This is a genomic window from Amycolatopsis xylanica, from assembly GCF_900107045.1.
Lineage (GTDB): Bacteria > Actinomycetota > Actinomycetes > Mycobacteriales > Pseudonocardiaceae > Amycolatopsis > Amycolatopsis xylanica.
Genome location: NZ_FNON01000011.1, coordinates 192122 through 215439, shown reverse-complemented (window position 1 = coordinate 215439; position 23318 = coordinate 192122). Strand labels below are relative to the sequence as shown.

General features: G+C 71.2%; 20 protein-coding genes. 7 read left to right on the top strand and 13 right to left on the bottom strand.

Annotated elements, in window-relative coordinates:
- Window positions 1-16: 16 nt before the first annotated feature.
- The 4 genes from trpA to BLV57_RS37375 all read right to left on the bottom strand — a co-directional run bounded on the left by trpA (window position 17) and on the right by BLV57_RS37375 (window position 3648).
- Entirely contained in the window at window positions 17-799 is a 783-nt protein-coding gene (trpA, locus tag BLV57_RS37390; RefSeq protein WP_091297955.1) for a tryptophan synthase subunit alpha, read from the bottom strand.
- On the bottom strand, window positions 796-1980 hold the full coding sequence (trpB, locus tag BLV57_RS37385; protein WP_091297952.1) for a tryptophan synthase subunit beta: 1185 nt from the start codon (window positions 1978-1980) through the stop codon (window positions 796-798). Before trpB ends, trpA begins: the two co-directional genes overlap by 4 nt.
- A gap of 472 nt (window positions 1981-2452) precedes the next feature.
- Window positions 2453-2872: a hypothetical protein gene (locus BLV57_RS37380; protein ID WP_091297949.1), complete on the bottom strand. Its 420-nt coding sequence runs from the start codon at window positions 2870-2872 to the stop codon at window positions 2453-2455.
- A 77-nt stretch (window positions 2873-2949) separates the two neighbouring features.
- Entirely contained in the window at window positions 2950-3648 is a 699-nt protein-coding gene (locus BLV57_RS37375; RefSeq protein WP_091298163.1) for a type 1 glutamine amidotransferase domain-containing protein, read from the bottom strand.
- Between the two features lie 72 nt (window positions 3649-3720).
- On the opposite strand from BLV57_RS37375, the gene BLV57_RS37370 reads away from it, so the two are divergent.
- On the top strand, window positions 3721-4626 hold the full coding sequence (locus tag BLV57_RS37370; RefSeq protein WP_091297947.1) for a LysR family transcriptional regulator: 906 nt from the start codon (window positions 3721-3723) through the stop codon (window positions 4624-4626).
- Here BLV57_RS37370 and BLV57_RS37365 read toward each other — a convergent pair.
- Complete coding sequence (locus BLV57_RS37365) at window positions 4623-5822, bottom strand: amidohydrolase family protein (RefSeq protein ID WP_091297945.1); 1200 nt, start codon at window positions 5820-5822, stop codon at window positions 4623-4625. The genes BLV57_RS37370 and BLV57_RS37365 overlap by 4 nt on opposite strands.
- A 43-nt stretch (window positions 5823-5865) precedes the next feature.
- The gene (locus BLV57_RS37360) at window positions 5866-8634 is read right to left on the bottom strand and encodes an ATP-binding protein (RefSeq protein ID WP_091297943.1); all 2769 of its coding nucleotides are present in this window, start codon (window positions 8632-8634) and stop codon (window positions 5866-5868) included.
- 97 nt (window positions 8635-8731) lie between these two features.
- On the opposite strand from BLV57_RS37360, the gene BLV57_RS37355 reads away from it, so the two are divergent.
- Complete coding sequence (locus BLV57_RS37355) at window positions 8732-9244, top strand: hypothetical protein (RefSeq protein WP_091297941.1); 513 nt, start codon at window positions 8732-8734, stop codon at window positions 9242-9244.
- A 56-nt stretch (window positions 9245-9300) separates the two neighbouring features.
- Here BLV57_RS37355 and BLV57_RS43530 read toward each other — a convergent pair whose 3' ends face one another.
- Entirely contained in the window at window positions 9301-9438 is a 138-nt protein-coding gene (locus tag BLV57_RS43530) for a hypothetical protein (RefSeq protein ID WP_176968988.1), read from the bottom strand.
- 106 nt (window positions 9439-9544) lie between these two features.
- A complete protein-coding gene (locus BLV57_RS37350; protein WP_091297939.1) occupies window positions 9545-10111 on the bottom strand; it encodes a TetR/AcrR family transcriptional regulator in 567 nt (188 codons plus the stop codon).
- A 94-nt stretch (window positions 10112-10205) separates the two neighbouring features.
- Here BLV57_RS37350 and BLV57_RS37345 point away from each other — a divergent pair, with 94 nt between their 5' ends.
- From BLV57_RS37345 to BLV57_RS37330, 4 genes are read left to right on the top strand one after another with little or no spacing between them, the layout of a single operon-like run.
- Window positions 10206-11399: an FAD-dependent monooxygenase gene (locus BLV57_RS37345; protein WP_176968987.1), complete on the top strand. Its 1194-nt coding sequence runs from the start codon at window positions 10206-10208 to the stop codon at window positions 11397-11399.
- Window positions 11400-11431: 32 nt separating this feature from the next.
- Entirely contained in the window at window positions 11432-12442 is a 1011-nt protein-coding gene (locus tag BLV57_RS37340) for an isopenicillin N synthase family dioxygenase (RefSeq protein ID WP_091297934.1), read from the top strand.
- Window positions 12439-13728: a bifunctional o-acetylhomoserine/o-acetylserine sulfhydrylase gene (locus BLV57_RS37335; protein WP_091297933.1), complete on the top strand. Its 1290-nt coding sequence runs from the start codon at window positions 12439-12441 to the stop codon at window positions 13726-13728. Before BLV57_RS37340 ends, BLV57_RS37335 begins: the two co-directional genes overlap by 4 nt.
- Window positions 13721-14512: an alpha/beta fold hydrolase gene (locus BLV57_RS37330; RefSeq protein WP_091297930.1), complete on the top strand. Its 792-nt coding sequence runs from the start codon at window positions 13721-13723 to the stop codon at window positions 14510-14512. Before BLV57_RS37335 ends, BLV57_RS37330 begins: the two co-directional genes overlap by 8 nt.
- Here the strand turns inward: BLV57_RS37330 and BLV57_RS37325 are convergent.
- Complete coding sequence (locus BLV57_RS37325; RefSeq protein ID WP_245757670.1) at window positions 14487-14897, bottom strand: ATP-binding protein; 411 nt, start codon at window positions 14895-14897, stop codon at window positions 14487-14489. The genes BLV57_RS37330 and BLV57_RS37325 overlap by 26 nt on opposite strands.
- Window positions 14898-14994: 97 nt before the next feature.
- Entirely contained in the window at window positions 14995-15453 is a 459-nt protein-coding gene (locus tag BLV57_RS37320; protein WP_091297925.1) for an Lrp/AsnC family transcriptional regulator, read from the bottom strand.
- A gap of 152 nt (window positions 15454-15605) precedes the next feature.
- Here BLV57_RS37320 and BLV57_RS37315 point away from each other — a divergent pair, with 152 nt between their 5' ends.
- On the top strand, window positions 15606-19001 hold the full coding sequence (locus BLV57_RS37315) for an indolepyruvate ferredoxin oxidoreductase family protein (RefSeq protein WP_281244466.1): 3396 nt from the start codon (window positions 15606-15608) through the stop codon (window positions 18999-19001).
- On the opposite strand, the gene BLV57_RS37310 is transcribed toward BLV57_RS37315, so the two are convergent.
- The 3 genes from BLV57_RS37310 to BLV57_RS37300 all read right to left on the bottom strand — a co-directional run bounded on the left by BLV57_RS37310 (window position 18994) and on the right by BLV57_RS37300 (window position 23249).
- Complete coding sequence (locus BLV57_RS37310; protein ID WP_091297922.1) at window positions 18994-20568, bottom strand: succinic semialdehyde dehydrogenase; 1575 nt, start codon at window positions 20566-20568, stop codon at window positions 18994-18996. The two genes, BLV57_RS37315 and BLV57_RS37310, sit on opposite strands and share 8 nt — an antisense overlap.
- A 13-nt stretch (window positions 20569-20581) precedes the next feature.
- Window positions 20582-22192: a GMC family oxidoreductase gene (locus tag BLV57_RS37305; RefSeq protein WP_091297919.1), complete on the bottom strand. Its 1611-nt coding sequence runs from the start codon at window positions 22190-22192 to the stop codon at window positions 20582-20584.
- 91 nt (window positions 22193-22283) lie between these two features.
- Window positions 22284-23249, bottom strand: a complete 966-nt coding sequence (locus tag BLV57_RS37300) for an SMP-30/gluconolactonase/LRE family protein (RefSeq protein WP_091297916.1) — start codon at window positions 23247-23249, stop codon at window positions 22284-22286.
- Window positions 23250-23318: the final 69 nt, after the last annotated feature.

Sequence of the window (23318 nt, the reverse complement as noted above, 5' to 3'; positions counted from 1 at the left end):
GCCCCGCTTCACCTCGTCAGTCCGCGATGGCGTCCAATGCCGTGCGCATGTCCGCCAGCTCCGCGCGGAGGTCCTCGGCGCGGCCGCCGTCGAGCACTTTACGCATCAGCGCCGAGCCGACGATCACGCCGTCGGCGTACCGCGCGGCCTCGGCGGCATGATCGGGGCGGGAGACGCCGAAACCCACCAGCACGGGCAGATCCGTGAGTTCGGTGAGCGACCGCGCGAGTGCCCGGCCGGACTCGGGCAGGTCCCGTTTCTCGCCGGTGGTCCCCATCAGGCTGACCGCGTAGACGAAACCGCGGCTGTGCCCGGCGATCACGCGCAACCGGTCCGGCGTGGTCGACGGCGCGGCCAGCAGCACGAGGTCGATGCCGTGCCGGGCGGCGGCTTCGGACAGGGGAGCGACCTCGTCGACCGGCATGTCCGGGACGATCAGCCCGCTGACGCCCGCCTCGCGCAGCGCGGCGCAGAACGAGTCGGCTCCGTTGCGCAGCACCAGATTCGCGTAGGTCATCGTGACCAGCGGGACGGCCGGATCCAGCTTGGCGAGGTCCGCGAGGATCCCGTCGACGGTCGTGCCGCGGCTGAGCGCGCGGTCCGAGGCCTGCTGGACGGTCGGGCCGTCGAGCGTGGGATCGGAGAACGGGAGGCCGATCTCGATGAGGTCGGCGCCCGCGTCCTGGTACGCGCGCAGGTAGTCGGTCCAGTCGTCGGTGATCCCGCCGGTGACGTAAGGCGCGAGGAGCTTGCGGCCCTTTTGCCGTGTCTCGCGGGTCCGGGTTTCGAGTGCGTTCACGAGAGCTCCATCAGGGTGTGCATGTCCTTGTCACCGCGGCCGGAGAGCGTGAGCAGCACGGTCGAGCCTGCAGGGATCTCGCCGTCCTCGACCGCGCGCAGCACCCAGGCGACGGCGTGCGCGGATTCCAGCGCGCAGAGGATGCCCTCGGCCTTGGCGAGCCGCCGGACCGCGTCGAGCACCTCGGCGTCGCTGACGGTGAAGTACTCGGCCCGGCCGAGATCGGCGAGGTAGGCGTGCTCGGGGCCGACGCCGGGGTAGTCGAGGCCGGCGGCGATCGAGTGCGCCTCGCTGATCTGGCCGTGCTCGTCCTGCAGCACCTTGGTGCGGAACCCGTGCAGGATCCCGGGAAGGCCGGAGTTGATCGCGGCGCCGCCCTCGGGTTCGACGCCGATCAGCCGCGCCGGCGTGTCGACGAACCCGGCGAACGTCCCGGCCGCGTTCGACCCGCCGCCGACGCACGCGACCACGAAGTCCGGGGTGGCGGTGCGCAGCTCGGTCGCGCACTGCGTGCGGGCCTCGTCGCCGATCACCCGCTGGAATTCGCGCACCAGCCACGGATACGGATGCGGGCCCATCACCGAGCCGAGGCAGTAGTACCCGTCCTCGACCGAGGAAACCCAGTGCCGCAACGCTTCGCTGCACGCGTCCTTCAGCGTCCGGCTGCCGGAGCCGACCGGCACGACCTCCGCGCCGAGCATCCGCATCCGGAACACGTTGAGTTCCTGGCGCTCGATGTCACGCTCACCCATGAAGACCGTCGCCGACATACCGAGCAACGCCGCCGCGGTCGCGGTGGCGACACCGTGCTGGCCCGCGCCGGTCTCGGCGATCAGCCGTTGCTTGCCCATGCGCTTCGCGAGCAACGCCTGGCCCAGCACGTTGTTTATCTTGTGCGAGCCGGTGTGCGCGAGATCCTCACGCTTGAGCAGCAACGTGATGCCGAGTTCGGCGGACAGCCGCCAGGCCGGGGTCAGCGCGGTCGGCCGTCCCGCGTAGACGGCGAGCAGCCGGTCGAGCTGCCCGTGGAACAGGGGATCGGCCCACGCGTCCCGGAACGCGTGCTCGACCTCTTCGCAGGCCGCGATCAGTGATTCCGGCACGAACCGGCCCCCGTACTCGCCGAACCGGCCGAGCCCCGAGGGTGCCCTGACGTCCACGGCCAAGCTCCGCGTGTCCATCTCGCCTCCAACTGTTCTAGAACTGTCTACTCTAGGTGTACCACACCTCGGCCCAACAGTTCTAGAACAGTCGCGCACCCGCTGGGGGTCGTGAGTGGTACGGCCGGTTCTAACCGGCCAAAACACTCACGACCCCTTGCGCTGGGCGGGATAAAGCGGGCTTTATCCCGGATGGGCCGCGCGTGTCGCTTGCTTGGCCACGGTGGGTAGGCCCTTGGGCGCGGTCCGGCCTTGATCGCACGAAAGTGGCGTATGTGACGGTCAGCGTCACATACGCCACTTTCATGTGGCTTGGTCAAGTGGGTTGACTGAGTGGGATTTGGGTCGTTCAACGCCGCGAACCGCACTCACCGGCCCTGCGGCAGCGGGATAAAGCGGGCTTTATCCCGCCCGCGCACGCCTGGCACGCGCGGGGGTCGTGAGTGGTATGGCCGGTTCTAACCGGCGTAAACACTCACGACCCCGGGGTGGGTCAGCGGGCTCGGAGCATGGGGCGGAAGGCGTCGCGGTGCGCCCAGGCCAGGTAGATCTCGGCCGCCGCGACCGCGCAGGGGATCAGCAGGCCCGCGGGGTCGAGAAAGAGGTGGAACGTGAAGATGCCGACCACGATCGGCGCCAGCAGGGCCAGCGCGAGCGGGACGAAGCGGTTGGCCAGCAGCAGCACGCCGACGAGCACCTGGATCCCGCTGACCAGCGGGTTCATGTAGCCCGTCTCGGCCAGCGCGATCGCGAACTTCAGCGCGCCCGCGGACATGGCGCTCGCGTCACCGGGCATGAACAGGAGGAAGCCGTTCAGGCCGAACACCGTGAACACCAGGCCCAGCAGGACGCGGGCGGTGGCGGTCACGACGCGGACGGGGGTGCGGACCTGGGCGGCGATCGTGGCGGTCATCTTCAGCTCCTCGGTTGGGGTTCTTACCCCTTCGTCGAGTGGCTTCCCGCCGGATCGACATTCCGGGGAAGAAATTTTCAGGCGAGTGCCGCGTTCACCCGATCGGCCGTGGAGACGCTCGACTGCGGGTTCTGGCCGGTGATCAGATTGCCGTCCACCACGACCTGGTCCGACCATGGCGCGGCCGTGGTGACCGTCGCGCCCTCTTCGCGCAGGCGGGACTCGACGAAGAACGGCGACTTGTCGCCGGTGCCGCCCTGCATCTCCTCGGCGTCGCTGAACGAGGTCATCGAACGCCCGGCGAACGCGAACGAGCCGTCTTCCTTGCGAGCGCTGAGCAGCGCGGCCAGGCCGTGGCACAGCGCGCCGATGATCTTGCCCTGCGCGTCGGCCTCCTTGAGCAGACGGCCGGTCTCGGCGTCGAAGGCCAGGTCGGTCATCGGACCGTGGCCGCCGGGCAGGTAGAGCGCGTCGTAATCGGCCGCGGAGACGGCGGAGAGCTTCAGCGGCGAGGAAAGCTGCGCGTCGATCGACTCCAGGTAGGCGCGGAACCGGGCGCCCTCGGCGGGGTCGACGCCGCCGCGTTCGTCGAGGCTGACCGCGTCGACGGTCGGGCGGACGCCATCGGGGGTGGCCACGTCGACGGTGTGCCCCGCCGCGAGCAGCACGCGGTGCGACTCGGCCAGTTCCTCCGCCCAGAAGCCGGTGGGGTGGTCGGTGCCGTCGGTCAGCCGGACGTGGTCGGCGGCCGAGACGATCATCAAGATTTTTGCCATGCCGGAGTCAACCATCACGGCTCCGGTTCCCATCCCGGCCTTCCATAACGAAACTTATGGAAGGATGGTTGCGTGCCAAGCCTGGATCTGCTGGAGACGTTCATGGCGATCTACCGCCGTGGCTCGCTCTCGGCCGCTGCGGTCGAGCTGGGACTGACGCAACCCGCCGTCACCGGCCAGCTGGTCAGGCTGGAGAAAGAGCTCGGCGAGCCGTTGTTCGAGCGGTCGAGGCTCGGCGCGGTGCCCACCGCGCGGGCGGCCGGGCTCGCCGCGCGGATCGGCACGCATCTCGACGAGCTGCGCGGCGCGCTCGTCACCGATCCGGGTGACGCGGTTTACCACGACCGGGTGGCGATCGCGGGGGCCAGCGACGGGATGGCGGCCAAGTTCCTGCCCGCGCTCGTCCCGCTGACCACGCGCGGGCTGCGGCTGACCGTCACGCTCGGGCTGGCCGACGAGCTGCTCGCGGCGCTCGTCGCGGCCAGGGTGGACATCGTGCTCTCGTCGGTGCGTCCCAAGCACCGCGCGATCGCGGCGGTCCCGCTGATCGACGAGGAGTTCGTCCTCATCGCGTCGCCGACGCTGGCGCGCAGCGTCGAACCCGCCCGGCTCGGCGAGGACCCGGTGCCCGCGCTGGCGCACCTGCCGCTGGTCGCCTACGCCGAAGACCTGCCGATCATCCGCCGCTACTGGCGCAGCGAGTTCGGGCGGCGGCCGCCCAACCGGGTCGCCGTGACCATCCCCGACCTGCGGGCGGTGCTGGCCGCCGTGATCGCCGGGGCTGGCGCCACCGTGCTGCCCCGCTACCTCGCCGCCGCCGCGCTCACGGCCGGTTCCGTCCAGCTCGTGCACGAACCCGCGGCGCCGCCGTTGAACACGCTGTACCTCGCCACCGCGGCGGGCGGGCCCGGCCGTCCGGCGGTCGCGCTCGTCCGTGACCACCTGATCGCCCAGGCCCGCGCGTGGGGTTCGCTCTAGACCGGCTCGGGCACTCGCTGGACCGCGCCCCCTCGGACGTAGACGGCCCGGATCCGGTGCAGCGCGGCGGGATCGCGCAGCGGGTCGCCGTCGACCGCCAGGATGTCCGCGTCGTAGCCGGGTGCGATCCGGCCCTTGCGGTCGCCAACGCCGCACACGGCGGCGGCCCGTGAAGTGCAGGCGCGCAAGGCTTCCGCCGGACCCATGCCGATGCTGAGCAGCTGCGCGTACGCGTGGCGCAGCACGTCCGGCGGCTTGACGGGCGCGATGCCCGCATCCGTGCCCGCGACGATCAGCGCTCCCGCTTCGTAGAGCTTGCGCAGATTCGCCTGGAACGCGGCCATCCTCGTGGCGATCGCCGGTGGCACCGCGAAGCCGGGCAGCGGTACCGCGCCGAGGGTCGCGCCGACCGCGATCCGCCGCTCGGCGAACTTCGCGAGCAGGCCGGGCGGGATCTCGTCGACGCCGTCCTCGGTCATGAAGCTGACGTGTTCGAGCCCGTCGACGCCCGCCTCGACGGCGTCGATGATCGCCTGGGTCCCGTGCGCGTGCGCGGTGATCGGCAGGCCGTGGCGATGTGCCTCGTGGACGGCGGCGCGCAGCTCCTCCAGGCCGAACTGGGCGAGCTCGGGCTTGCTGCCGGGCGTCATGTTGCCGCCGCTGGCCATGATCTTGATGACGTCCACGCCGCGGGCGGCGTGCGCGCGGATCGCCGCGCGGATGCCTGCGGCGTCGGCCGCCTCCTCGCCGAGGAAGTGGCAGTGCCCGCCGGGGCTGGTGATCGGCGGCCCGGCCGCGACGATCGTGGGCAGCGACGGGTCCGACGCGGCCGCGTCCCGCAGCCCGAGCGAGAGATAGCCGCGGTCGCCGAGGTCGCGCACCGTGGTGACCCCGCCGCGTGCCGCGGCCCTGGCCGCGGCGGCCATCGCGGCGAACGCCTCGGCGTCGTCGCGGCCCGCGAGCCCGGCCACCGGGTCGGGGCTCGCGTCGAAGGCCAAGTGGACGTGGGTGTCGATCAGGCCGGGCAGGATCGTCGCCGCGCCGAGGTCGACGACGGTGGCGCCGCCGGGCACCTCGGTGCCGATCGCGACGATCTTGCCGCCGTCGAGCACGACGGCCGGGTCGGGCGTGAGGGTGTCGCCGGTGCCGTCGAACAGCCACGCGGCGCGCAGGACGGTGAGCGGGTTCGTTGTCATGCGGCGAGCCTGCGCCGTGCCGTCCGCGCCGACATCCGTGGAGCTACGGAGCTTCGGTACCCATCTCGCCGCTCGCCACCCAGGCGGCGATCTGCGACCGGTTGCCGAAGCCGAGCTTGCCCAGTACGTGCTGCACATGGGTTTCCACGGTCCGTTCACCGATGTGCGCGGCCGCGGCGATCTGCCGGTTCGTCAAGCCTTGTGAAACCAGCTCGGCGATCTGCTGCTCGCGGCGGGTCAGCTTGGCGTTCCCGCGGTTGCCGCTGAGCGAGTCGCCCAGCTCCTGGGCCCGGCGGCACAGCGGGGTCATCCCGAGCTTGCCCGCGACCGCCGCCACGGACGTCGCCAGCGCCGCGGCCTCGTCCAGGTCACCGGTCCGTTTGCGCCTCGCCAGCACGGTGGCGAGGTGGTACCTGGCGGTCGCGGTCCACGGCGGCACCCCGGCGCGCTCGTTCGCCTCGACCGCCTCGCGCAGGGAGCGGACGGCGTCGTCGAGCCTGCCCAGCGTTGCCGCCGCGAGGCCGAGCCCGAGCCGGGCGGAGCCGGTGATCGCGACGACCCCGGCGCCGCCGCACGCGAAGAGATCGGCGTACGGGGCCAGCCTGCGGTGGATCTCCGCGGCGGTCGCCCTGTCGCCGAATTCCGCGGCGAGTTCGGCCGTCCCGGCCAGCGCGGACAGCAGCATGAAGGCGGGCATCGTGTCGAACGACGGCAGCGCCCGATACAGCCGCTCGGCCTTCTCCCGGTTGCCCAGCATGAGTTCCCACAACGCGAACAGCGCCTTCGTGGACGCCTTCGCCACGTTGGTCGTGTGCCACTCGACCAGGTCTTCGGGAATGTCGTCGAGCGCGCCGGTCAGCGCGCGCATCCCCATCAGGAAACCGGCCGACGGGAACAGCGCGCCCTCGTGCCCGGCGGTCGTGGCCAGCGCCTTGGACTGCGTGCCGATCTCGATCGCCTCGGCGAACCGGCCGCGCACGGCGGCGATCGCGGCCCGCGAGCGGCAGGCGTGCCACCGGGCGAGCGGGGACCGCAGCCGGTCGGAGATGATCATGATCGGCTCCAGCTCGGCCTCCGCGCGATCGATCTCACCGAGCTGGGCGAGCGCGTCGAAGCGCCACAAATGCCCCCACAACAGCGAATCGTCGTCCTGGCCGACGGCGAGCAGGCGGTCGCCGAGCGCGAGCCGGTCCGCGGCGCCGTCCGGCCCGCTGCGGGCCATCTGCCTGGCGCGCAACGCTTCCACGATCGCGCGCCGGTCGCCGACCCGTTCGGCCATGGCCAGCGCCTCGGCCGACCGGGTGTCGATGTCGCTCGACGAGCGCCACGCGTCGGCGGACACCCGCAGCGCGAGCAGCCTGGCGCGCAACGCGCTGTCCGTCTCGTCGATCCCGGCGAGCGCCTCCTCGCACAGCGCGCGCCCGATGGGGTCCCACAGGAAGTCGGTGACGCCTTCCATGGTGAGCACCGCTCGCGCGATGGTCTCCGCGTCCCCTTCCCGGCGCGCGAGCTCCGCCGCGGTCATCAGCGACTGGCGGGCGCCGTCCATGTCATAGGCGCGCACCCGGGCGCCGACCTGGGCGAGCAGCAGACGGCATCGATCGGCGGGCGCCGGCCGGGCGCCCGTGGCCAGCGCACGGCCGTACAGCTCGTCCGCTTCCTCCCAGGCGAGCTGGGCCATGGCCTGATCCGCCGCTCGCTCCGCCCACTCCGCGGCCGTCGCCGCGTCGCCCGACGGCAGGGATTCGAACAGGTGGAAGGCGATCTCCGCCACGTGAGCGTCCGTGTCGGAGCGGCTCATGAGGTGCTCGGCCATCCGCTGGTGCAGCACCAGCCGCCGTGCGGTCGCCACCTCCAGCCGGGCGGACTCGCGGATCAGGTCGTGGGTGAACCGGCCGCCGCCGACGATCCCCGCCGCCGTCGCCTCGTCGAGCGCGGTGAGCACCTCCGCGACACCGAGCCCGGCCGCGAACGCCACGGCCGGGGCGTCCACTTCGGACCCCAGGACGGCGGCCGTCGCCAGCACCTCTTGGCACAGCGCGGAAAGCCGGGCGAGCCGGTCGTGTACCGCGTCGCGCACGCCGTCGGGCAACCGCCCATGGTCCTGTGCGCCGGCGAGCAGCCGTCCCAGCTCGCCGACGAAGAACGGGTTGCCGCCGGTGCGGCGGCACACCGCGGCGGCGACCGGTGCGGGCACCGCCCAGCCGGTCACCCCGGCCAGGTGCTGCGCGACCTCGGGCTCGGCCAGCCCGGTCAGCCGGATCCGGGTGACCAGTGGTTCACGGGCGAGCCTGGCCAGCGCGGTCCGCAGTGAGTCGTGCGTCTCGGTGTCCCGGTAGGTGGCGAGCACCATCAGGCGAGTGTCGGCGATGCCCATCGCGAGGTGGGTCAGCAGTCCGGTCGAGGCCGGATCGGCCCACTGGATGTCGTCGAGCACCACCAGCAGCCCGTCCGGCCCGGCGGCCGCGCCGAGCCGGTCCGTCACGCTCTCGAACAGCCGGAACCGTTCGCGTGCCTCGGCGTCGTCCACGAACGACAGGTCGCCCGCGCTGCCCAAAGCCCGTGCCAGCTGGCGGAACGGCCAGTAGGGCGGGCTGCCCGCTTCCATTGTGGACCGTCCCCACGCGGTGGCCATGCCGAGTGCGCGCGCCTCGGCGACGGTCTCCTCGGCGAGCCTGGTCTTGCCGACCCCCGGTTCGCCGGCGACCAGCACGACCTGCCCGGCGCCGCCCGCCGCCGCGCGAAGCCGGTCGCCGAGCAGCTCACGTTCGGCCGCACGCCCGATGAACCGGTCCCGCGTGCTTCTGGTCATCGTCCCCCGATCGCCGCCTCCGCCTCATCGTAGGACTTCGGCACGGGAGGTGATCGGCTGTGGCACGATCACCCGGAACGGCAGCGGAGGAGCGGGGATGCGCGGCAGGCGGACACGGCACGAGGACGTCGCGCCCGAGCACATCGCGGCCGTGCTGCGTGAGCGGATCTACGGCGGTATCGCCTGTCTGAGCACGCTTCTCGTGCTGGTCCGGCCCGCGGACTCCTCGCCGTGGGTCGCGGTCGTCGACGTCGCGGTGGCCGCGGGCGGGCTGTGGGCCGCGAGTTTGCTCGCTGAGCATGTCGCGCACCTGGCCGCGCATGGGAAACGGCTGCACGGCATGGAAGCCATCACGGCCGCGCGGGCGTCCGGTCAGATCCTGCAGGCTTCGGGGACGCCGTTGCTGCTGCTGGTCATCGCGGCGCTGGGCGGGATGCGCTACGAGGTCGCGCTGAAGGCGGGGATCTGGGTTTCGGTGGTGTCGCTGGGTTTGTTCGCGCTGCTCGCGGCGCGGCGGACGCGGCTGCCGCTGTGGAAGCGGCTGTTGCTGGTGGTCGCGCTGCTGGGGCTCGGCACGCTGGTCGTGGTGATCAAGACGCTCGCCCACTGAGAAGGGCTCGTGCGCGTTGCGGGCGGTTCTAACCGCCCGCAACGCGCACGAGTCCTTTACTGGCAGGCTTCGCAGTCCGGGTCGTCGATGCGGCAGGCGGCGCCGTCGGTGAGCGGGAAGTCGAAGTCGTCGAGTGCGGGGACGAGCGTCGCGGCGGTCTCCGGCGACGGCGACGGCGTGGTGGTGGCGGACATGTCACTCCCTTGATCACGGACCTTGTGACTGGGTGTAGCGCACAGGCGCGGGAGACATTCCGTGACGCGCGACACAGACGCGCGACACAGACCCGCGAGACAGTGGTCAGCGGCTGTCGCGGACCGCGATGACGTTGTCGACCAGGCGCTCGGCGTCGGTCTCGGGATCCAAGGGCATCGACATCAGCGCGCGGATGTACGCCGGGGCGAGGATGAGCTCGAAGACGTCCAGCCAGGTGAGCGTCGTGCACCCGCTCGCCGCCAGGGTGGCCTCGAACTGGCGGACCCGCGGTCCGGCGAACTGCTGGACGTCGGACAGCCCGTTCTCGCCCGCCCTGGCCATGGCGCGGAAGAACGCGAGGTGGTTCGGGGCGCGCAGGTCGGTGAGCAGCCTGGTGACCCAGACGAGCAGGTCGGCGCGGAGATCGCCGGTCGCGGGCACGGGGGAGCGCTCGCCGAGTTCGTCCACGACCGTGTCGATGATCAGGCCCTCCGCGGTGCGCCAGCGGCGGTAGATCGTGGCGATGTGCACGCCGGACCTGGCGGCTACGGCGGCGAGGTCGATGGTGCCGTCCTCGGATTCGGCCAGTAGTTCGCGGGTGGCCGCGTGGACGGCTTCCCTGGTTCGCGCGGTGCGTCCGCCGGGACGCGTCACGCCTGTCGCTTGAGCCATGGGAAGAGACTATCGCGAATTAGTTGCGTTAGCACGCCGACTCACGCTAGCGTTAAACGCGAAAGATTCGCATCAGGGAGAGATGGGGCAGGTCATGGCGAAGGCGTTGATCGTCGGGGGCGGGATCGCGGGCGACATGCTGGCGTTGTTGCTGGAGCGGGACGGCTGGCTGGTGACGGTCGCCGAGATCGCGCCGGCGCTGCGGACCGGCGGGCAGACCGTCGACCTGCGCGGGGACAGCCGCGAGGTGCTGGACAACGCCGGGCTGCTCGGGAAGGCGCTGGAGTGCCTGGTCCCGCAGCGCGGCGCCGCGTGGATCGACGCGAAGGGGCGGCCGCTCGCCAAGATGCCGGTGGAAGCCTTTGACGGCAAGGGTTTGGTCTCGAAGGAGGAGCTGCTGCGCACCGACCTCGCGCGGATCATCCACGAGGCCGCCGGGCCCGGCGTGACGCACCGCTTCGGTGAGACCGTGGAGGCGCTGGAAGACCAGGAAAGCGGTGTGCTGGCCCGGTTCCGGAGCGGGGACGAGGAGGTGTTCGACCTGATCGTCGGCGCGGACGGCGCCCACTCGCGGGTGCGCGCGCTGCGGTTCGGGCCGGAGGAGCGGTTCCGCAAGCCGCTCGGCCTGGCGCACGCCTGGTTCACCCTCGACGAGAAGCCGGGGACACCGTCGCTCGACGGCTGGTTCCTGATGCACAACGCGCCCGGCCGCCGCGCCGTGGCCGCCCGGCCAGGGCACGCCGGTCAGCAGGAGATCGGCATGACCTTCGGCGCCGACACGTTGCCGCCGCGCGGCGACCGTGATGCCAGGTTCGCTTTGCTGGAGCGCACTTTCGTCGATGTCGGCTGGCGCACGCGAGAGTTCCTCGACGCGGCCGCGGTCGCTTCGGACTTCTCGCTCGACACGCTCGATCAGGTGACCATGCCCGCCTGGCACGACGGCCGGGTGGTGCTCGTCGGCGACAGCGCCTGGTGCGCCAGCCCGCTCAGCGGCCTCGGCACCGCGTTGGCGTTGCGGGGCGCCGAGGAGCTGGCGTCCGCGCTGCGCGAGACCGGGAACCGGTTGCCCGCGGCGCTGGCGGCATTCGAGTCGGCCATGCGGCCGAGGGTCGCGTCGGCGCAGCAGCTGCCGCCCGGGCGGGTCGCGGCGGCAGCACCGAAGACCAAGTGGGGCATCAGGGTCAACGCCTGGGTGATGCGCGCGGTCCAGTCGAACCTGCTGCGGCCGTTGATGAAGCGGGCGTTCGCGGCGACCGAGCACGGCCGCGAGTCCGCGTCCGCGATGTGAGAACTGTCGGTCCGTGCGCTTAGGGTGAGGGAGTGACCACACCCGCGCTGCCCCTGATCGACATCGGACGCTTCCGCGACCCCGCCGCGGACCGTACGGAGTTCCTGGCCGAACTCCGGCGGGCCGCGCACGAGGTCGGCTTCTTCTACGTGGTCGGGCACGGCGTGCCGGACCACCTGACCACCGGGATCTTCGACGTGGCCAAGGAGTTCTTCGCCTTGCCCGCCGAAGAGCGGCTGGCGATCGAGAACGTCCATTCCCCGCAGTTCCGGGGATACACGCGGACGGGCTACGAGTACACCGGCGGGTCACCCGACTGGCGCGAGCAGATCGACATCGGCCCGGAGCGGGACCCGGTGGCGCCGGGCGGTCCCGCGTGGCAGCGGCTCATCGGCCCCAACCAGTGGCCAGATGCGCTGCCGGGGTTGAAGGAGACGACGTTGGCCTGGCAAGCCGAAGCGTTGCGGGTGAGCCGCGAGGTGCTGCGGGCGCTCGCCGCCGCGCTCGGCCAGGACGAGGGCTACTTCGACGTCTGGTTCGACGAAGAGGCCTCCACCCACGTCAAGATCATCCGCTACCCGGGGCGGCCGTCGGCGGAGCGGGATCAGGGTGTCGGCGCGCACAAGGACTACGGCTACCTCGCCCTGCTGCAGCAGGACGAGGTCGGCGGCCTGCAGGTCCAGTCGGCCGATGGCGGCTGGATCGACGCCACGCCGATCCCCGGCAGCTTCGTGTTCAACATCGGCGAGATGCTGGAGATCGCGACCCAGGGCTATCTGACGGCCACCCGCCACCGGGTGGTCAGCCCGCCCGCCGGCGTCGAGCGCTTCTCGGTGCCGTTCTTCCTGGGCCCCAGGCTGGATGCGGTCGTAGAGCCGTTGCGGCTGCCGCCCGAGCTGGCCGCGCACGCGAAGGGGATCAGCCAGGACGCGGACAATCCGCTGCACGCGGCGTTCGGGGAGAACGCGCTCGTCGGCTGGCTGCGGTCGCATCCGAAGGTCGCCGAGCGCTGGTGGGGCGACGTGCTGGCGGAGCGCGCATGAGCGAGCAGCGTTCGTTCGAAACCCGCCAGATCCACGCCGGCGCGAAACCCGACCCGGCGACCGGCGCCCGCGCGACGCCGATCTACCAGACCACGTCGTTCGCCTTCGACGACGCGCACCACGCGGCCGAGGCGTTCGCGTTGCGCGACCTGGAAACGCACGCGTACACCCGCTTGTCGAACCCGACGACCGCGGTCGTAGAGGCGCGGCTCGCGGACCTCGAAGGCGGGGTCGCCGCGGTAGCGGTGGCCAGCGGCCAGGCCGCGTCCACCTTGGCGCTGCTGAACATCGCGCGCGCCGGTGACCACGTCGTCGCGGCCGCGAGCCTCTACGGCGGGACCTACAACCTGCTGGCGTACACCTTCGCGGACCTCGGGATCGCGGTCGACTTCGTGCGCGACCCCGACGACCTGGCCCAGTGGCGCGCCGCCGTCCGGCCGGAGACGAAGGCGTTCTACGCGGAGACCGTCGGCAACCCACGCGGCAACGTGCTCGACATCGGCGCGGTCGCGGACGCCGCGCACACGGCCGGGGTGCCGCTGATCGTCGACAACACGGTGCCGACGCCGTTCCTCGCGCGGCCGCTGGAGCACGGCGCGGACATCGTGGTGCACTCGACCACGAAGTTCCTGTCCGGCCACGGCACCGGGATCGGCGGCATCGTCGTCGACGGCGGCAAGTTCGACTACACGGCCGAACCGGCGCGCTGGCCGCAGCTGACCAGCCCGGACCCGAGCTACCACGGGCTCGTCTTCGGGCAGGAGTTCGGCGAACTCGGCTACAGCCTGCGACTGCGGACGAAGCTCGTCCGCGACCTCGGCCCCGCGGTGTCCCCGTTCAACAGTTTTCTTCTGCTGCAAGGCATCGAGACGCTTTCGCTGCGCATGGAACGGCATGTCGCGAACGCGGCCGCCGTCGCCGCGTGGCTCGCCGAGCGGCCCGAGGTCGAAGCGGTGCATTACGCAGGCCTGCCCGGCAGCCCTTGGCACGACGTGGCGAAGCGGTACCTGCCGCTCGGTGTCGGCGCGGTCGTGGCGTTCGAGCTGGCGGGCGGTCTCGAGGCTGGCCGCCGGTTCGTCGACCGCCTGCGGCTGTTCAGCCATCTGGCCAACATCGGCGACGTGCGCAGCCTGGTGATCCACCCGGCGTCCACCACCCACGCGCAGCTGGACGGGGAGCAGCAGCTCGCCAGCGGCGTCACCCCCGGCCTGATCCGGCTCTCGGTCGGCCTCGAAGGCGTCGGCGACCTGCTCGCCGACCTGGAGGAGGGCTTGCGCGATGGCTGAGTTCGACGGCGCGCACGGCAAGGTCCACTATGGACACTGGAGCCCGGACGACCCCGATGTGCTGGTCGTGTTCTTCCACGGGCTCGGTGAGCACATCGGCAGCTACGGGCCGCTCGCCGAAGCGCTCACCGAGGCCGGGTTCGCCGTCTGGGCGGCCGACCACGCCGGGCACGGGCGCAGCGACGGCGAGCGCGTGCTGATCAACTCCGTCGACGACCTGCTCGCCGACGCCGCCACGCTCGTCGGCCTCGCGCGGGCCGCGCATCCCGGGCTGCCGCTGGTGCTCGCCGGGCATTCGCTCGGCGCGACCGTGGCCACCCTGCTCGCGGGTGAGGCCGAGCCTGCCGCGCTGGTGCTCGCCGGGTCGTCGCTGGTGCCCGACCCCTCCGGCGGGCTCGCGGTGCTGCTCGCCAGCGGGATCGACCCGTGGGAGCTGCGCAAGGATCCCGGCGAGATGACCAGGCACGCCGGGTACGCCCAGCAGATCCGCGACGATCCGCTGACTTGGCAAGGCGGCTTGCGGAGGGAGACGCTGCGCGCGCTCGTCGAGGCCGCGCCGAGGATGGCCGAAGCGCTCGGCACGCTGAAGCAGCCCGTGCTCCTGCTGCACGGAGAGGCCGATGACATGGCGCCGGTCGCCGGGGCGCTCCGGGCCGCCGAGCTGGTGCCGGACGCACGAGCGGTCGTGTTCCCGGAGGACCGCCACAACATCCTGAACGAGCTGGATCGGGAGGACGTCTATCGAGTGTTCACCGAGTTCATCGCGGAGCGGGTGCGAAGCTGAGCTCGGCCCAGGTCGTCTTGCGCGTCGCCGAGTGCCGCACGCCCCAAGCCGAGCTGAGCGCCTTGACCAGCAGCAGCCCTCGCCCGCCCGGCTCCGGCCTCGGGCGCTCTTCCCGCACCTCGGGCAGGAGCTGGGGACGGCCGTCGTCGATCTCCAGGCGCACCACGGAGCGGCCGTCGGGCAGCCACATCCGGAACGCCAGCACCCCGTCGGCGTGCCGGTAGGCGTTGGTGACCAGCTCGGTGGCCAGCAGCTCGGCGTCGGCCACGGTCTCGGCGGGAACGTCCACCAGGCGTTCGCGAAGCCACGCGCGCATCGGGGCCAGCGCGGGCGGACCGGACGTGACGGGGAAGTCGTAGTCATCCGGTCTGTGGTCGACACTCACGATGCTCCTCAGCGGTGCGGCCCCGCCGATGAGCGTGGGTGACGTCGCGTGCACTCGATATGGTGACACTCGCGCCCCCGCCACGCTCATCAACGCCTCATGACCCTTGTGCGGGCCACTGCTGGCCGCGCATCCAGGAGTCGAGCGCGATGAGCGTCTTGGTGCCCGTGACCTGGTGATGCGTGCGGATCTCGTCGATGGTGCGCTGTAGGTGGGCCATGTCGCGCACGCGGAGCCAGACGAGGGCGTCCGGGTCGCCCGCGATCGTGAACACCGCCTGGGCCTCGGGCATGCGGGTGGTCGTGCGGACGATCTCGCCGACCTTCGTGGTGCCGGTGAAGCGGAGTTCGGTGAACGCCTCGATGCCCCAGCCGAGCTTGGTGTGATCGAGCTGGACCGTGTAGCCGACGATCACGCCGGTCTCCTGCAGGCGGTCGATGCGGCGTTTGACCGCCGCCGTGGAGAGCGTGACGCGGGCGCCGATGTCCGCCAGCGTGCGGCGAGCGTCCTCGCGCAGGAGCTCCAGGATCTCGCGGTCGGTCTCGTCGATGAGCATGGAGCCGGAGAGTACCCGCACGCAACAAATATGGTCCAGAAGTGCCAGAAGTGCGGATATTTTGCGTCAGACCCAGGAGTTCCCGCCCGGCTGTTGCGGGCGGCGGTGTGGGCCAGGTCTCCTACTCGGAACGACGGCTGGAGGAGGACGGTGTGGTGGAGCAGTTCACGCTGGAAGACCGGTATCTGCGCGAAGACGGCACCGTCTACCTGAGCGGCGTCCAGGCGCTGGTCCGCATGCTGTTCGACCGGGTGCGCCACGACCGCGCGAACGGGGCGTCGCGCGGCGTGTTCGTCTCCGGCTACGAGGGCTCGCCGCTGGCCGGGTACGACCTCGAGCTCGGGCGCCGGTCCGTGCTGCTGGACAAGCACGACATCGTGCACCGGCCGGGGCTGAACGAGGAGCTGGCCGCGACCTCGGTCATGGGCAGCCAGCTCGCCGGCGCCACCGGGATCTGGTACGGCAAGGCGCCGGGGCTCGACCGGGCCACCGACGCGCTGCGGCACGCCAACCTCGCGGGCACCGACCCGGCAGGCGGAGCGGTGGCGCTCGTCGGCGACGACCCGAACGCGAAGTCGTCCTCGGTGCCGTGCGCCTCGGAACTGGCGCTGGCCGACCTGGCCATGCCGGTGTTCTTCCCGGCGGACTCGCAGGACGTGCTCGACTTCAGCCTGCACGCCGTCGAGCTGTCCAGGGCGAGCGGGCTCTGGTCGTCGATCAAACTCGTGGCCAACGTGGCCGACGCCGCGGGGACCGCTCGTGTCCGGCCGCAATGGACGGCGCCGGTGCTGGCTCCCGGGTTCAAGCCGTATCAGCACAAGCCCAGCGCCCGCCTGCTCGGCACCACGCTGATGGCGCTCGAACGCAGCCTCTACACCGAACGCCTGCCGCTCGCGATGGAGTACGTCCGGGTGAGCGGGGTCAATCGGATCGTCTGCCAGGGACCTCAGGATCGCTTCGGCATCATCACCGCCGGTAAGTCCTATTTGGACCTTATGCAGGCGCTGCGCACGCTCGGTCTCGACGAGGAAGCGTTGACCCGTCACGGGATCCGGATCCTCAAGCTCGGCGTGATCTACCCGCTCGAACCGTCGATCGTGCGTGAGTTCGCCGACGGGCTCACCGAGATCGTGGTGATCGAGGAGAAGCGCTCGTTCGTCGAAGCGGCGGTCAAGGAGGTGCTCTACGGCACCGCCGGCGCGCCCGCCGTTTACGGCAAGACCGGCCCCGGCGGCCGCACGCTGTGCACCGAGCTGGGCGAACTCAGCCCGGAGAGCATCGCCACCGCGCTCGCGAGCAGGCTCGGCGACATCCCGTCGGTGAGCGCGTGGCGGCAGCGGCGGCGACGAGACCGCATCGCCGTGCCGTTGCTGACACGGACGCCGTACTTCTGCTCGGGCTGCCCGCACAACTCCTCGACCAAGGTCCCGGAGGGCACCGTGGTCGGCGGCGGGATCGGCTGCCACGCCATGGCGCTGTTCATGGAACCCGAACAGGTCGGCGATGTGGTCGGGCTGACCCAGATGGGTGGCGAGGGCGCGCAGTGGATCGGGATGGAGCCCTTCGTCGACGCCACGCACTTCGTGCAGAACATCGGCGACGGCACGTTCACCCACTCCGGCAGCCTCGCGGTGCGCGCCGCGGTCGCCGCCGGGGTGAACATCACCTACAAGATCCTCTACAACTCGACCGTCGCGATGACCGGCGGGCAGGACGCCATCGGCGGGCTCCCGGTGGACCGGCTCGCGGCGTCGCTGCTGAGCGAGGGCGTCGCCAGGGTGGTCATCACCACCGACGAGCCGAGCAAGTTCCGCCGGGTGCGGCTGCCAGGCGGAGTGGACGTCCGCTCTCGCGACGAACTCCTTGCCACGCAAGAAGAACTGGCCAAGGTGCCCGGCGTGACCGTGCTCATCCACGACCAGGAATGCGCGGCCGAGAAGCGCCGCAAGCGCCGTCGCGGCAAGCTGGAGACCCCGGCGGCCAAGGTCGTGATCAACGAGCGGGTGTGCGAGGGCTGCGGCGACTGCGGCGCGAAGTCCAACTGCCTTTCGGTGCAGCCGGTCGCGACCGAGTTCGGCCGCAAGACCACGATCCACCAGTCTTCGTGCAATGTGGACTATTCGTGCCTCGCTGGTGACTGCCCCTCGTTCATGACCGTGGTGCCCAGCGGCCGCAAGCAGCGGCGCGGCCTGGCTGAGCTGACCGCGGCCGAGCTGCCCGAACCCGCGCGCACCGGCACCGACGTCACCGTCCGGATCACCGGCGTCGGCGGCACCGGCGTGGTCACCGTCGCGCAGATCCTCGCCACCGCCGCCGTGCTCGAAGGCAGGCAGGTGCGCACGCTCGACCAGACCGGGCTCGCGCAGAAGGGCGGCGCGGTCGTCTCCGACCTGAAGATCACCGCCGGGCCGACCGAGCAGGCGCCCAAGCTCGCGACCGGCGAATGCGACCTCTACCTGGCCTGTGACGTGCTGGTCGGCGCCGACCCGGCGCACCTCTCGGTGGCCGACGCCGCCCGCACGACCGCCGTCGTCTCCACCACCGAGGTGCCGACCGGCCGGATGGTCGTCGACACGAGTGTGTCGTTCCCCGACGCCGCGGCCGTGCGGGGCGCGATCTCCGCGAACGCGGCGCGCACCGTCGCCCTGGACGCCCGCGAGCTGGCCGAGACGCTGTTCGACGACGACCAGTTCGCCAACATCCTCCAGCTGGGCGCGGCCTATCAGACCGGCGTCATCCCGCTGGACGCGGCGAGCCTGGAGCGCGCGATCGAGCTCAACGGCGTCGCCGTCGCGGGTAACCTCCAGGCGTTCCGGCGCGGCAGGCAGCTCGTCGCCGACCCGGGCGCGCTGGCCACACCGCCCGCGGTCGCGGTGACCCCCACCCCGTCGGCGGACGCGCTCGCCGCCCGCGCGCTCGTCAAGGCCGAGCCGGGCTCGGAACTCGCGCGCCTGCTGGACATCCGCGTTCCCGAGCTGGTGTCCTATCAGGACGCTCGCTATGCCCGCCGCTATGCCGAATTCGTGGAGCGGGTGCGCGTGCTGGAAGGCGACTCGACCGCCGTCACCGAGGCGGTCGCCCGCAACCTGCACAAGCTGATGGCCTACAAGGACGAGTACGAGGTCGCCCGGCTCGCGCTCGACCCCGAGGTGCTCGCCGGGATCGAGGCCGAGTTCGGCGTCGGCAGCCGCTACGCCTACCGCCTGCACCCGCCGGTGTTCCGCGCGCTCGGCATGAAGCGCAAGATCGCGCTGTCGCAGCGTTTCCGGCCGATGTTCGTCGCACTGCGCGCGGCCCGGAAGCTCCGAGGCACCAGGCTGGACCTGTTCGGTCTGGCCAGGGTCCGGAAGGTGGAGCGCGAGCTGATCGACGACTACCGGGAGACGATCCTCGCCGCGTTCGAGACCGTGGACCGGGACAGCCTGCTCGCGCTGGCCGAGCTGCCGGACCTGATCCGCGGCTATGAGGACGTCAAGCTGGCCACTGTGGACGCTTACCGCAGGGAGCAGGCGAAGCTGCGGTCTCGCACACCGGCCGCGCTCACCTGATGCGCCACTTCCGCATGAGCTTCAGCCCGGACAGCATGCCCTCGACGTACTTTTCGTAAGCCTGGCCTGGCCGTGGCCCCATGACCTGCTTCTTGAGCACGGCCAGGTTCTTGACGTCGGTGTACTTCAGCAGGCCCTGGTCGCCGTGCCGCGCGCCGACACCCGAGGTCTTCACGCCGCCGGACGGGGTGCCCTTGGCGGCGTACGCGGTCGCGAGGATGTCGTTGATGTTGACGTTGCCGGACTCGATGCGCGCGGCCACGGCGCGGGCGGCGTCGACGTCGCGGCCCCAGACCGAGGCGTTGAGGCCGTAGTCGGTGTCGTTGGCGAACGTGACGGCCTCGTCGACCGTGCGGTACTTGTGCAGTGCGACAACGGGTCCGAAGGTTTCGGTGACGCCGCAGAGCATGTCCTTGGTGACGCCTTCGAGGATGGTCGGCTCGAAGAACGCCGGGCCGAGATCGGGCCGCGGCTTGCCACCGCAGAGCACGGTCGCGCCATTGGCCACCGCGTCGTCGACGTGTGCCTTGACGCGGCGCAGGTGGTCGGGGGAGATGAGCGAGCCCATGTCGGGGCCGAAGTCGTAGGCGGCGCGGACGTCGAGCGCCTCGGTCTTGGCCACGAACGCGGCCTTGAACTCGTCGTAGCGGGATTCGGGCAGGTAGATCCGCTCGATGTGCATGCAGATCTGGCCGGTGTTGCCGAACGCGCCGAAGATCGCGCCCTGCGCGGCTTCGGCGATGTCGGCGTCGTCGAGCACGATCATCGGGTTCTTGCCGCCGAGTTCGAGGCAGCAGCCGATGAGATTGCGGCCCGCGCGTTCGCCGATCACGCGGCCGGTGGCCGTGGACCCGGTGAACATCACGTAGTCGGCCTGGTCGATGAGCGTCGGGCCGACGTCGGGGCCCTCACCGCACACGACCTGGAACAAACCCTTGGGCAGCCCGGCTTCTTCGAGCAGCTGGACACCGTAGAGCGGGGAGAGCGCGGTCTTGTTGTCCGGCTTGAGCACGACCGCGTTGCCTGCCATCAGCGCGGGCACGGCGTCGGAAATGCCGGTGGCGAACGGGAAGTTCCACGGCGCGATGATGCCGACGACCCCCTTCGGCTGCCGGATCTCGGTCGACGTGGTCAGCAGCGGGACCGGCCCGCCGCGCTTGGTCGGCGCGAGCAGTTTGGCCGCGCGCTTGAGGTAATGGCTCATCACCATCGCCGGATCGCAGGTCTCCTCGATCGCCATCCGGCGGTTCTTGCCGCTCTCGGCCTGGATGAGATCCGTGGTGGTCCGCGCGTTGTCGACGAAGAGCGTGTGCGCCCGCTTGAACACCGCCAGCCGCTGCTTGAGCGGCGTCGCGGCCCACTTCCGCTGGGCCGCGCGTGCTTCGGCGAACGCCCGCTCGATGTCGGTCGGCGTCGACTGCGGCAGCTCGACGAGCGTTTCGCCGGTGTAGACCTCGGTGAGCTTCCAGGCCGCGCCGGACGAGCCGGGCACGCGGGCGACCAGCCGGTTCAGCAGCGCGTCGGTGACCGACGCCGGGCGGGTGAGGTCGAGCGGGGTGACGGTCATGGCCCTCTTTCCGTCAGTGGTCCGAAAGGACGAGTCGCGCGCCCATCTCGCCGATCATGATGGCCGGGGCGTTCGTGTTGCCGCCGGTGATCGACGGCATGATCGAGGCGTCGCAGACCCGCAGGCCGTCGATGCCGCGGACCTTGAGGTCGGGGCCGACGACCGCGAGCTCGTCGACACCCATCCGGCAGGTGCCGACACCGTGGTACACCGAGGTCGCCCTGTTGAGGATCGCGTCGCGCAGCTCCTGGCCGCGCAAGCCCTTGCCAGGGTGGATTTCCTCTTTGACGGAGCCCTTGAACGCCTTCGACGCGAAGATCTCGCGGACCAGTTCCGACCCCTCGCCGAGCACTTCGAGGTCGGCCGGATCGGCGAGGTACTGGAAGTCGATGAGCGGGGTCGCCGCCGGGTCGGCCGAGGCGAGCCGCAGCGTGCCCCGGCTCTTGGGGTAGATCAGCGTGGTCAGCACGGTGAGCGCGGGCCGCTTGTCGACATCGTGCCGGATCGGCGCGTCCTGGTTCGGCGAGACGTACGCCCACGGCAGCAGGTGCAGCTGCAGGTCGGGGATAGCGCCCGCCTGCGAGGTCTTGAGGAACGCGACCGCCTCGAACACCGAGTTCGCGAGGAACGTCGTGCCCGGCTTGAGCATCTCCCTGACGAGACCGCGCGCGAAGTAGCTCGGGGCGCCCTTGTTGCGGCTGGAGGACACGTGGAAGGTCAGCGCGTGGAACATGTGGTCGTGCAGGTTGTCGCCGACCGGCAGGTCCGCGAGCACCTTGATGCCGTGTTCGCTGAGGTGCTCGGCGTGGCCGACGCCGGAGAGCATGAGCAGCTGCGCCGAACCGACGAACCCGGCCGAGAGGATGACCTCCTTGCCCGCCCGGACGGTCCGGCTCGTGCCGCCGGCGTCGGTGACCTCGACGCCGACGGCGCGGCCGTGTTCGATCAGCACCTTCTTCACCAGCACCCCGGTCCGCAGTTCCAGCGTCGGGGGAGCGAGGTGGTGGAGGTAACCGCGGGAAGCGCTGTACCGCAGGCCGTCCGCGGCGTTCTGCTGCATCCGGCTGACGCCTTCCTGCGACTCGGCGTTGTAGTCGTCGAGTATCTTGCAGCCCGCCGCCTCGGAGGTGGCTTCGAGGAACAGCAGCGAACCCTCCTGCGGGGTCTTGCTGCGGGTGACCCGGATCGGCCCGCCCGCTCCCCGGAACGTGTTCTCGCCGTCCTCGAAGTCCTCCATCCGCTTGTAGGCGGCGTTGACGCTGTCGGCGTCCCAGCCGGTGTTGCCCTCGGCCGCCCAGTCGTCGAAGTTGGCCCGGTTGCCCCTGACGTAGACCATGCCGTTGATGGAGCTGGAACCACCGACCACCTTGCCGCGCGGCACCGGCATCCGGCGGTCGAGCAGGTGCTTCTGCGGGACCGAGTAATAACCCCAGTCGAAAGGCTTCTTGAGCTGGGGGACCGCGTGCATCGGCCCGACCAGGCCCGGCTTCTTGACCAGCATCTTCTCGTCGGTCTTGCCCGCTTCGAGCACGATCACGCTGGCGCCCGACTGGGCGAGCCTGCCCGCGATCGCGGCCCCCGAACTGCCCGACCCGACGACCACGTAGTCGGCCTCGTCCGCCATGTCCGCTCCTCGGTACCGCCGCCGAAACTGGAACCTGTTCTAGTTCCATGACCGTATAGCGTCGCCGCCCGGTTCCGCAACGGCCTACTGGTCAGAAGCGGCGCAGGCCGAACGTCCGTACCGAGGTGTCACCGGCCGTCAGCGCTTCGAGATGCCCGGTCAGCACGGCCGTGCCGAACGGGCTCGCCGCCGCGGTGGTCGGTGCCCCGCCCGTCCACGGGGTGACCGGTGACTGGCGCGCCGTGCGCCAGTGGTCGCCCGAGGTCAGTACGCGGACACCGTTCACGCCTGGCGCGCCGAGGCTGTTGGTGACCGCCACGAGCGAGCCGTCGCGGCGCAGGACGAGCCCGTCGCCGCCGAGCACCGGCTGATCGAGTGCCACCTCGTCGGCCTTGCCGGTGTCCATGTCCACTTTGAACAGCTTGCCCGTGCTGTAGACGACGGTGAGCGCGAACCCGTCCGGATGCCAGACGACGCCGTTGAGCCCGAAGCCGGGAGCCGCGAACCCGGGGTTCGTGACCCGTGCGGTGATCCGGCCGCGCGGGTCGACCCGGAAGAGCGTGTCGCCGACGGTGTCTGTGACGTAGGCGTTGCCGCGGGCGTCGACCGCCACGTCGTTGGCCGCGTGCTCACCGTCGCTCCCGGCGAGGTCGACCAGCGAAATCCGTTGCCCCGTATGGAGATCGAAGATCCCGAGCCCGGATTGGTGATTGGTGGTCGCCGGGCTCGAGCGCTCGCCGAGCCCCAGATCGGCGTAGGTGACGAGCAGGCGACTGTGCGCGGCGTCGACACTGATGCCGAAAGTCGATACCATCGCCGGGTCGCTCACGAGCGTGCGGACGGTTTTGCCGGGCTGGACCACGGCGACCGTGCCGAATCTGACGGAGCCCACCAGGTATGTCCGCCTGGTCGGATCCCACGCCACCCCCTCTGGATAGAGCGAAGGCGCCGTGACCTCCACGTCCTGCGCCGGATGGGCCTGAGCGGGCCCCGCCAGCAGCCCGCCGATCGCTACGGCCAGTAGCGCCGGCAGAGCCAGTCGATTTCTGAATCGCATTTTCCAAACCCCTCTCTCGAACGCGACTCAGCCTTCTTGTCCCGGTGTGTGCCCGCCAGACCCTGCGGT

What these genes read in the sequence shown, in the direction of transcription:
- trpB (WP_091297952.1), bottom strand. Translation starts at nt 1,980, where the DNA reads ATGGACACGCGGAGCTTGGCCGTGGACGTCAGGGCACCCTCGGGGCTC.
- BLV57_RS37300 (WP_091297916.1), bottom strand. Translation starts at nt 23,249, where the DNA reads ATGCGATTCAGAAATCGACTGGCTCTGCCGGCGCTACTGGCCGTAGCG.
- BLV57_RS37350 (WP_091297939.1), bottom strand. Translation starts at nt 10,111, where the DNA reads ATGGCTCAAGCGACAGGCGTGACGCGTCCCGGCGGACGCACCGCGCGA.
- BLV57_RS37320 (WP_091297925.1), bottom strand. Translation starts at nt 15,453, where the DNA reads ATGCTCATCGACGAGACCGACCGCGAGATCCTGGAGCTCCTGCGCGAG.
- BLV57_RS37380 (WP_091297949.1), bottom strand. Translation starts at nt 2,872, where the DNA reads ATGACCGCCACGATCGCCGCCCAGGTCCGCACCCCCGTCCGCGTCGTG.
- BLV57_RS37360 (WP_091297943.1), bottom strand. Translation starts at nt 8,634, where the DNA reads ATGACCAGAAGCACGCGGGACCGGTTCATCGGGCGTGCGGCCGAACGT.
- BLV57_RS37305 (WP_091297919.1), bottom strand. Translation starts at nt 22,192, where the DNA reads ATGGCGGACGAGGCCGACTACGTGGTCGTCGGGTCGGGCAGTTCGGGG.
- BLV57_RS37330 (WP_091297930.1), top strand. Translation starts at nt 13,721, where the DNA reads ATGGCTGAGTTCGACGGCGCGCACGGCAAGGTCCACTATGGACACTGG.
- BLV57_RS37375 (WP_091298163.1), bottom strand. Translation starts at nt 3,648, where the DNA reads ATGGCAAAAATCTTGATGATCGTCTCGGCCGCCGACCACGTCCGGCTG.
- BLV57_RS37345 (WP_176968987.1), top strand. Translation starts at nt 10,206, where the DNA reads ATGGCGAAGGCGTTGATCGTCGGGGGCGGGATCGCGGGCGACATGCTG.
- BLV57_RS37310 (WP_091297922.1), bottom strand. Translation starts at nt 20,568, where the DNA reads ATGACCGTCACCCCGCTCGACCTCACCCGCCCGGCGTCGGTCACCGAC.
- BLV57_RS43530 (WP_176968988.1), bottom strand. Translation starts at nt 9,438, where the DNA reads ATGTCCGCCACCACCACGCCGTCGCCGTCGCCGGAGACCGCCGCGACG.
- BLV57_RS37355 (WP_091297941.1), top strand. Translation starts at nt 8,732, where the DNA reads ATGCGCGGCAGGCGGACACGGCACGAGGACGTCGCGCCCGAGCACATC.
- BLV57_RS37365 (WP_091297945.1), bottom strand. Translation starts at nt 5,822, where the DNA reads ATGACAACGAACCCGCTCACCGTCCTGCGCGCCGCGTGGCTGTTCGAC.
- BLV57_RS37335 (WP_091297933.1), top strand. Translation starts at nt 12,439, where the DNA reads ATGAGCGAGCAGCGTTCGTTCGAAACCCGCCAGATCCACGCCGGCGCG.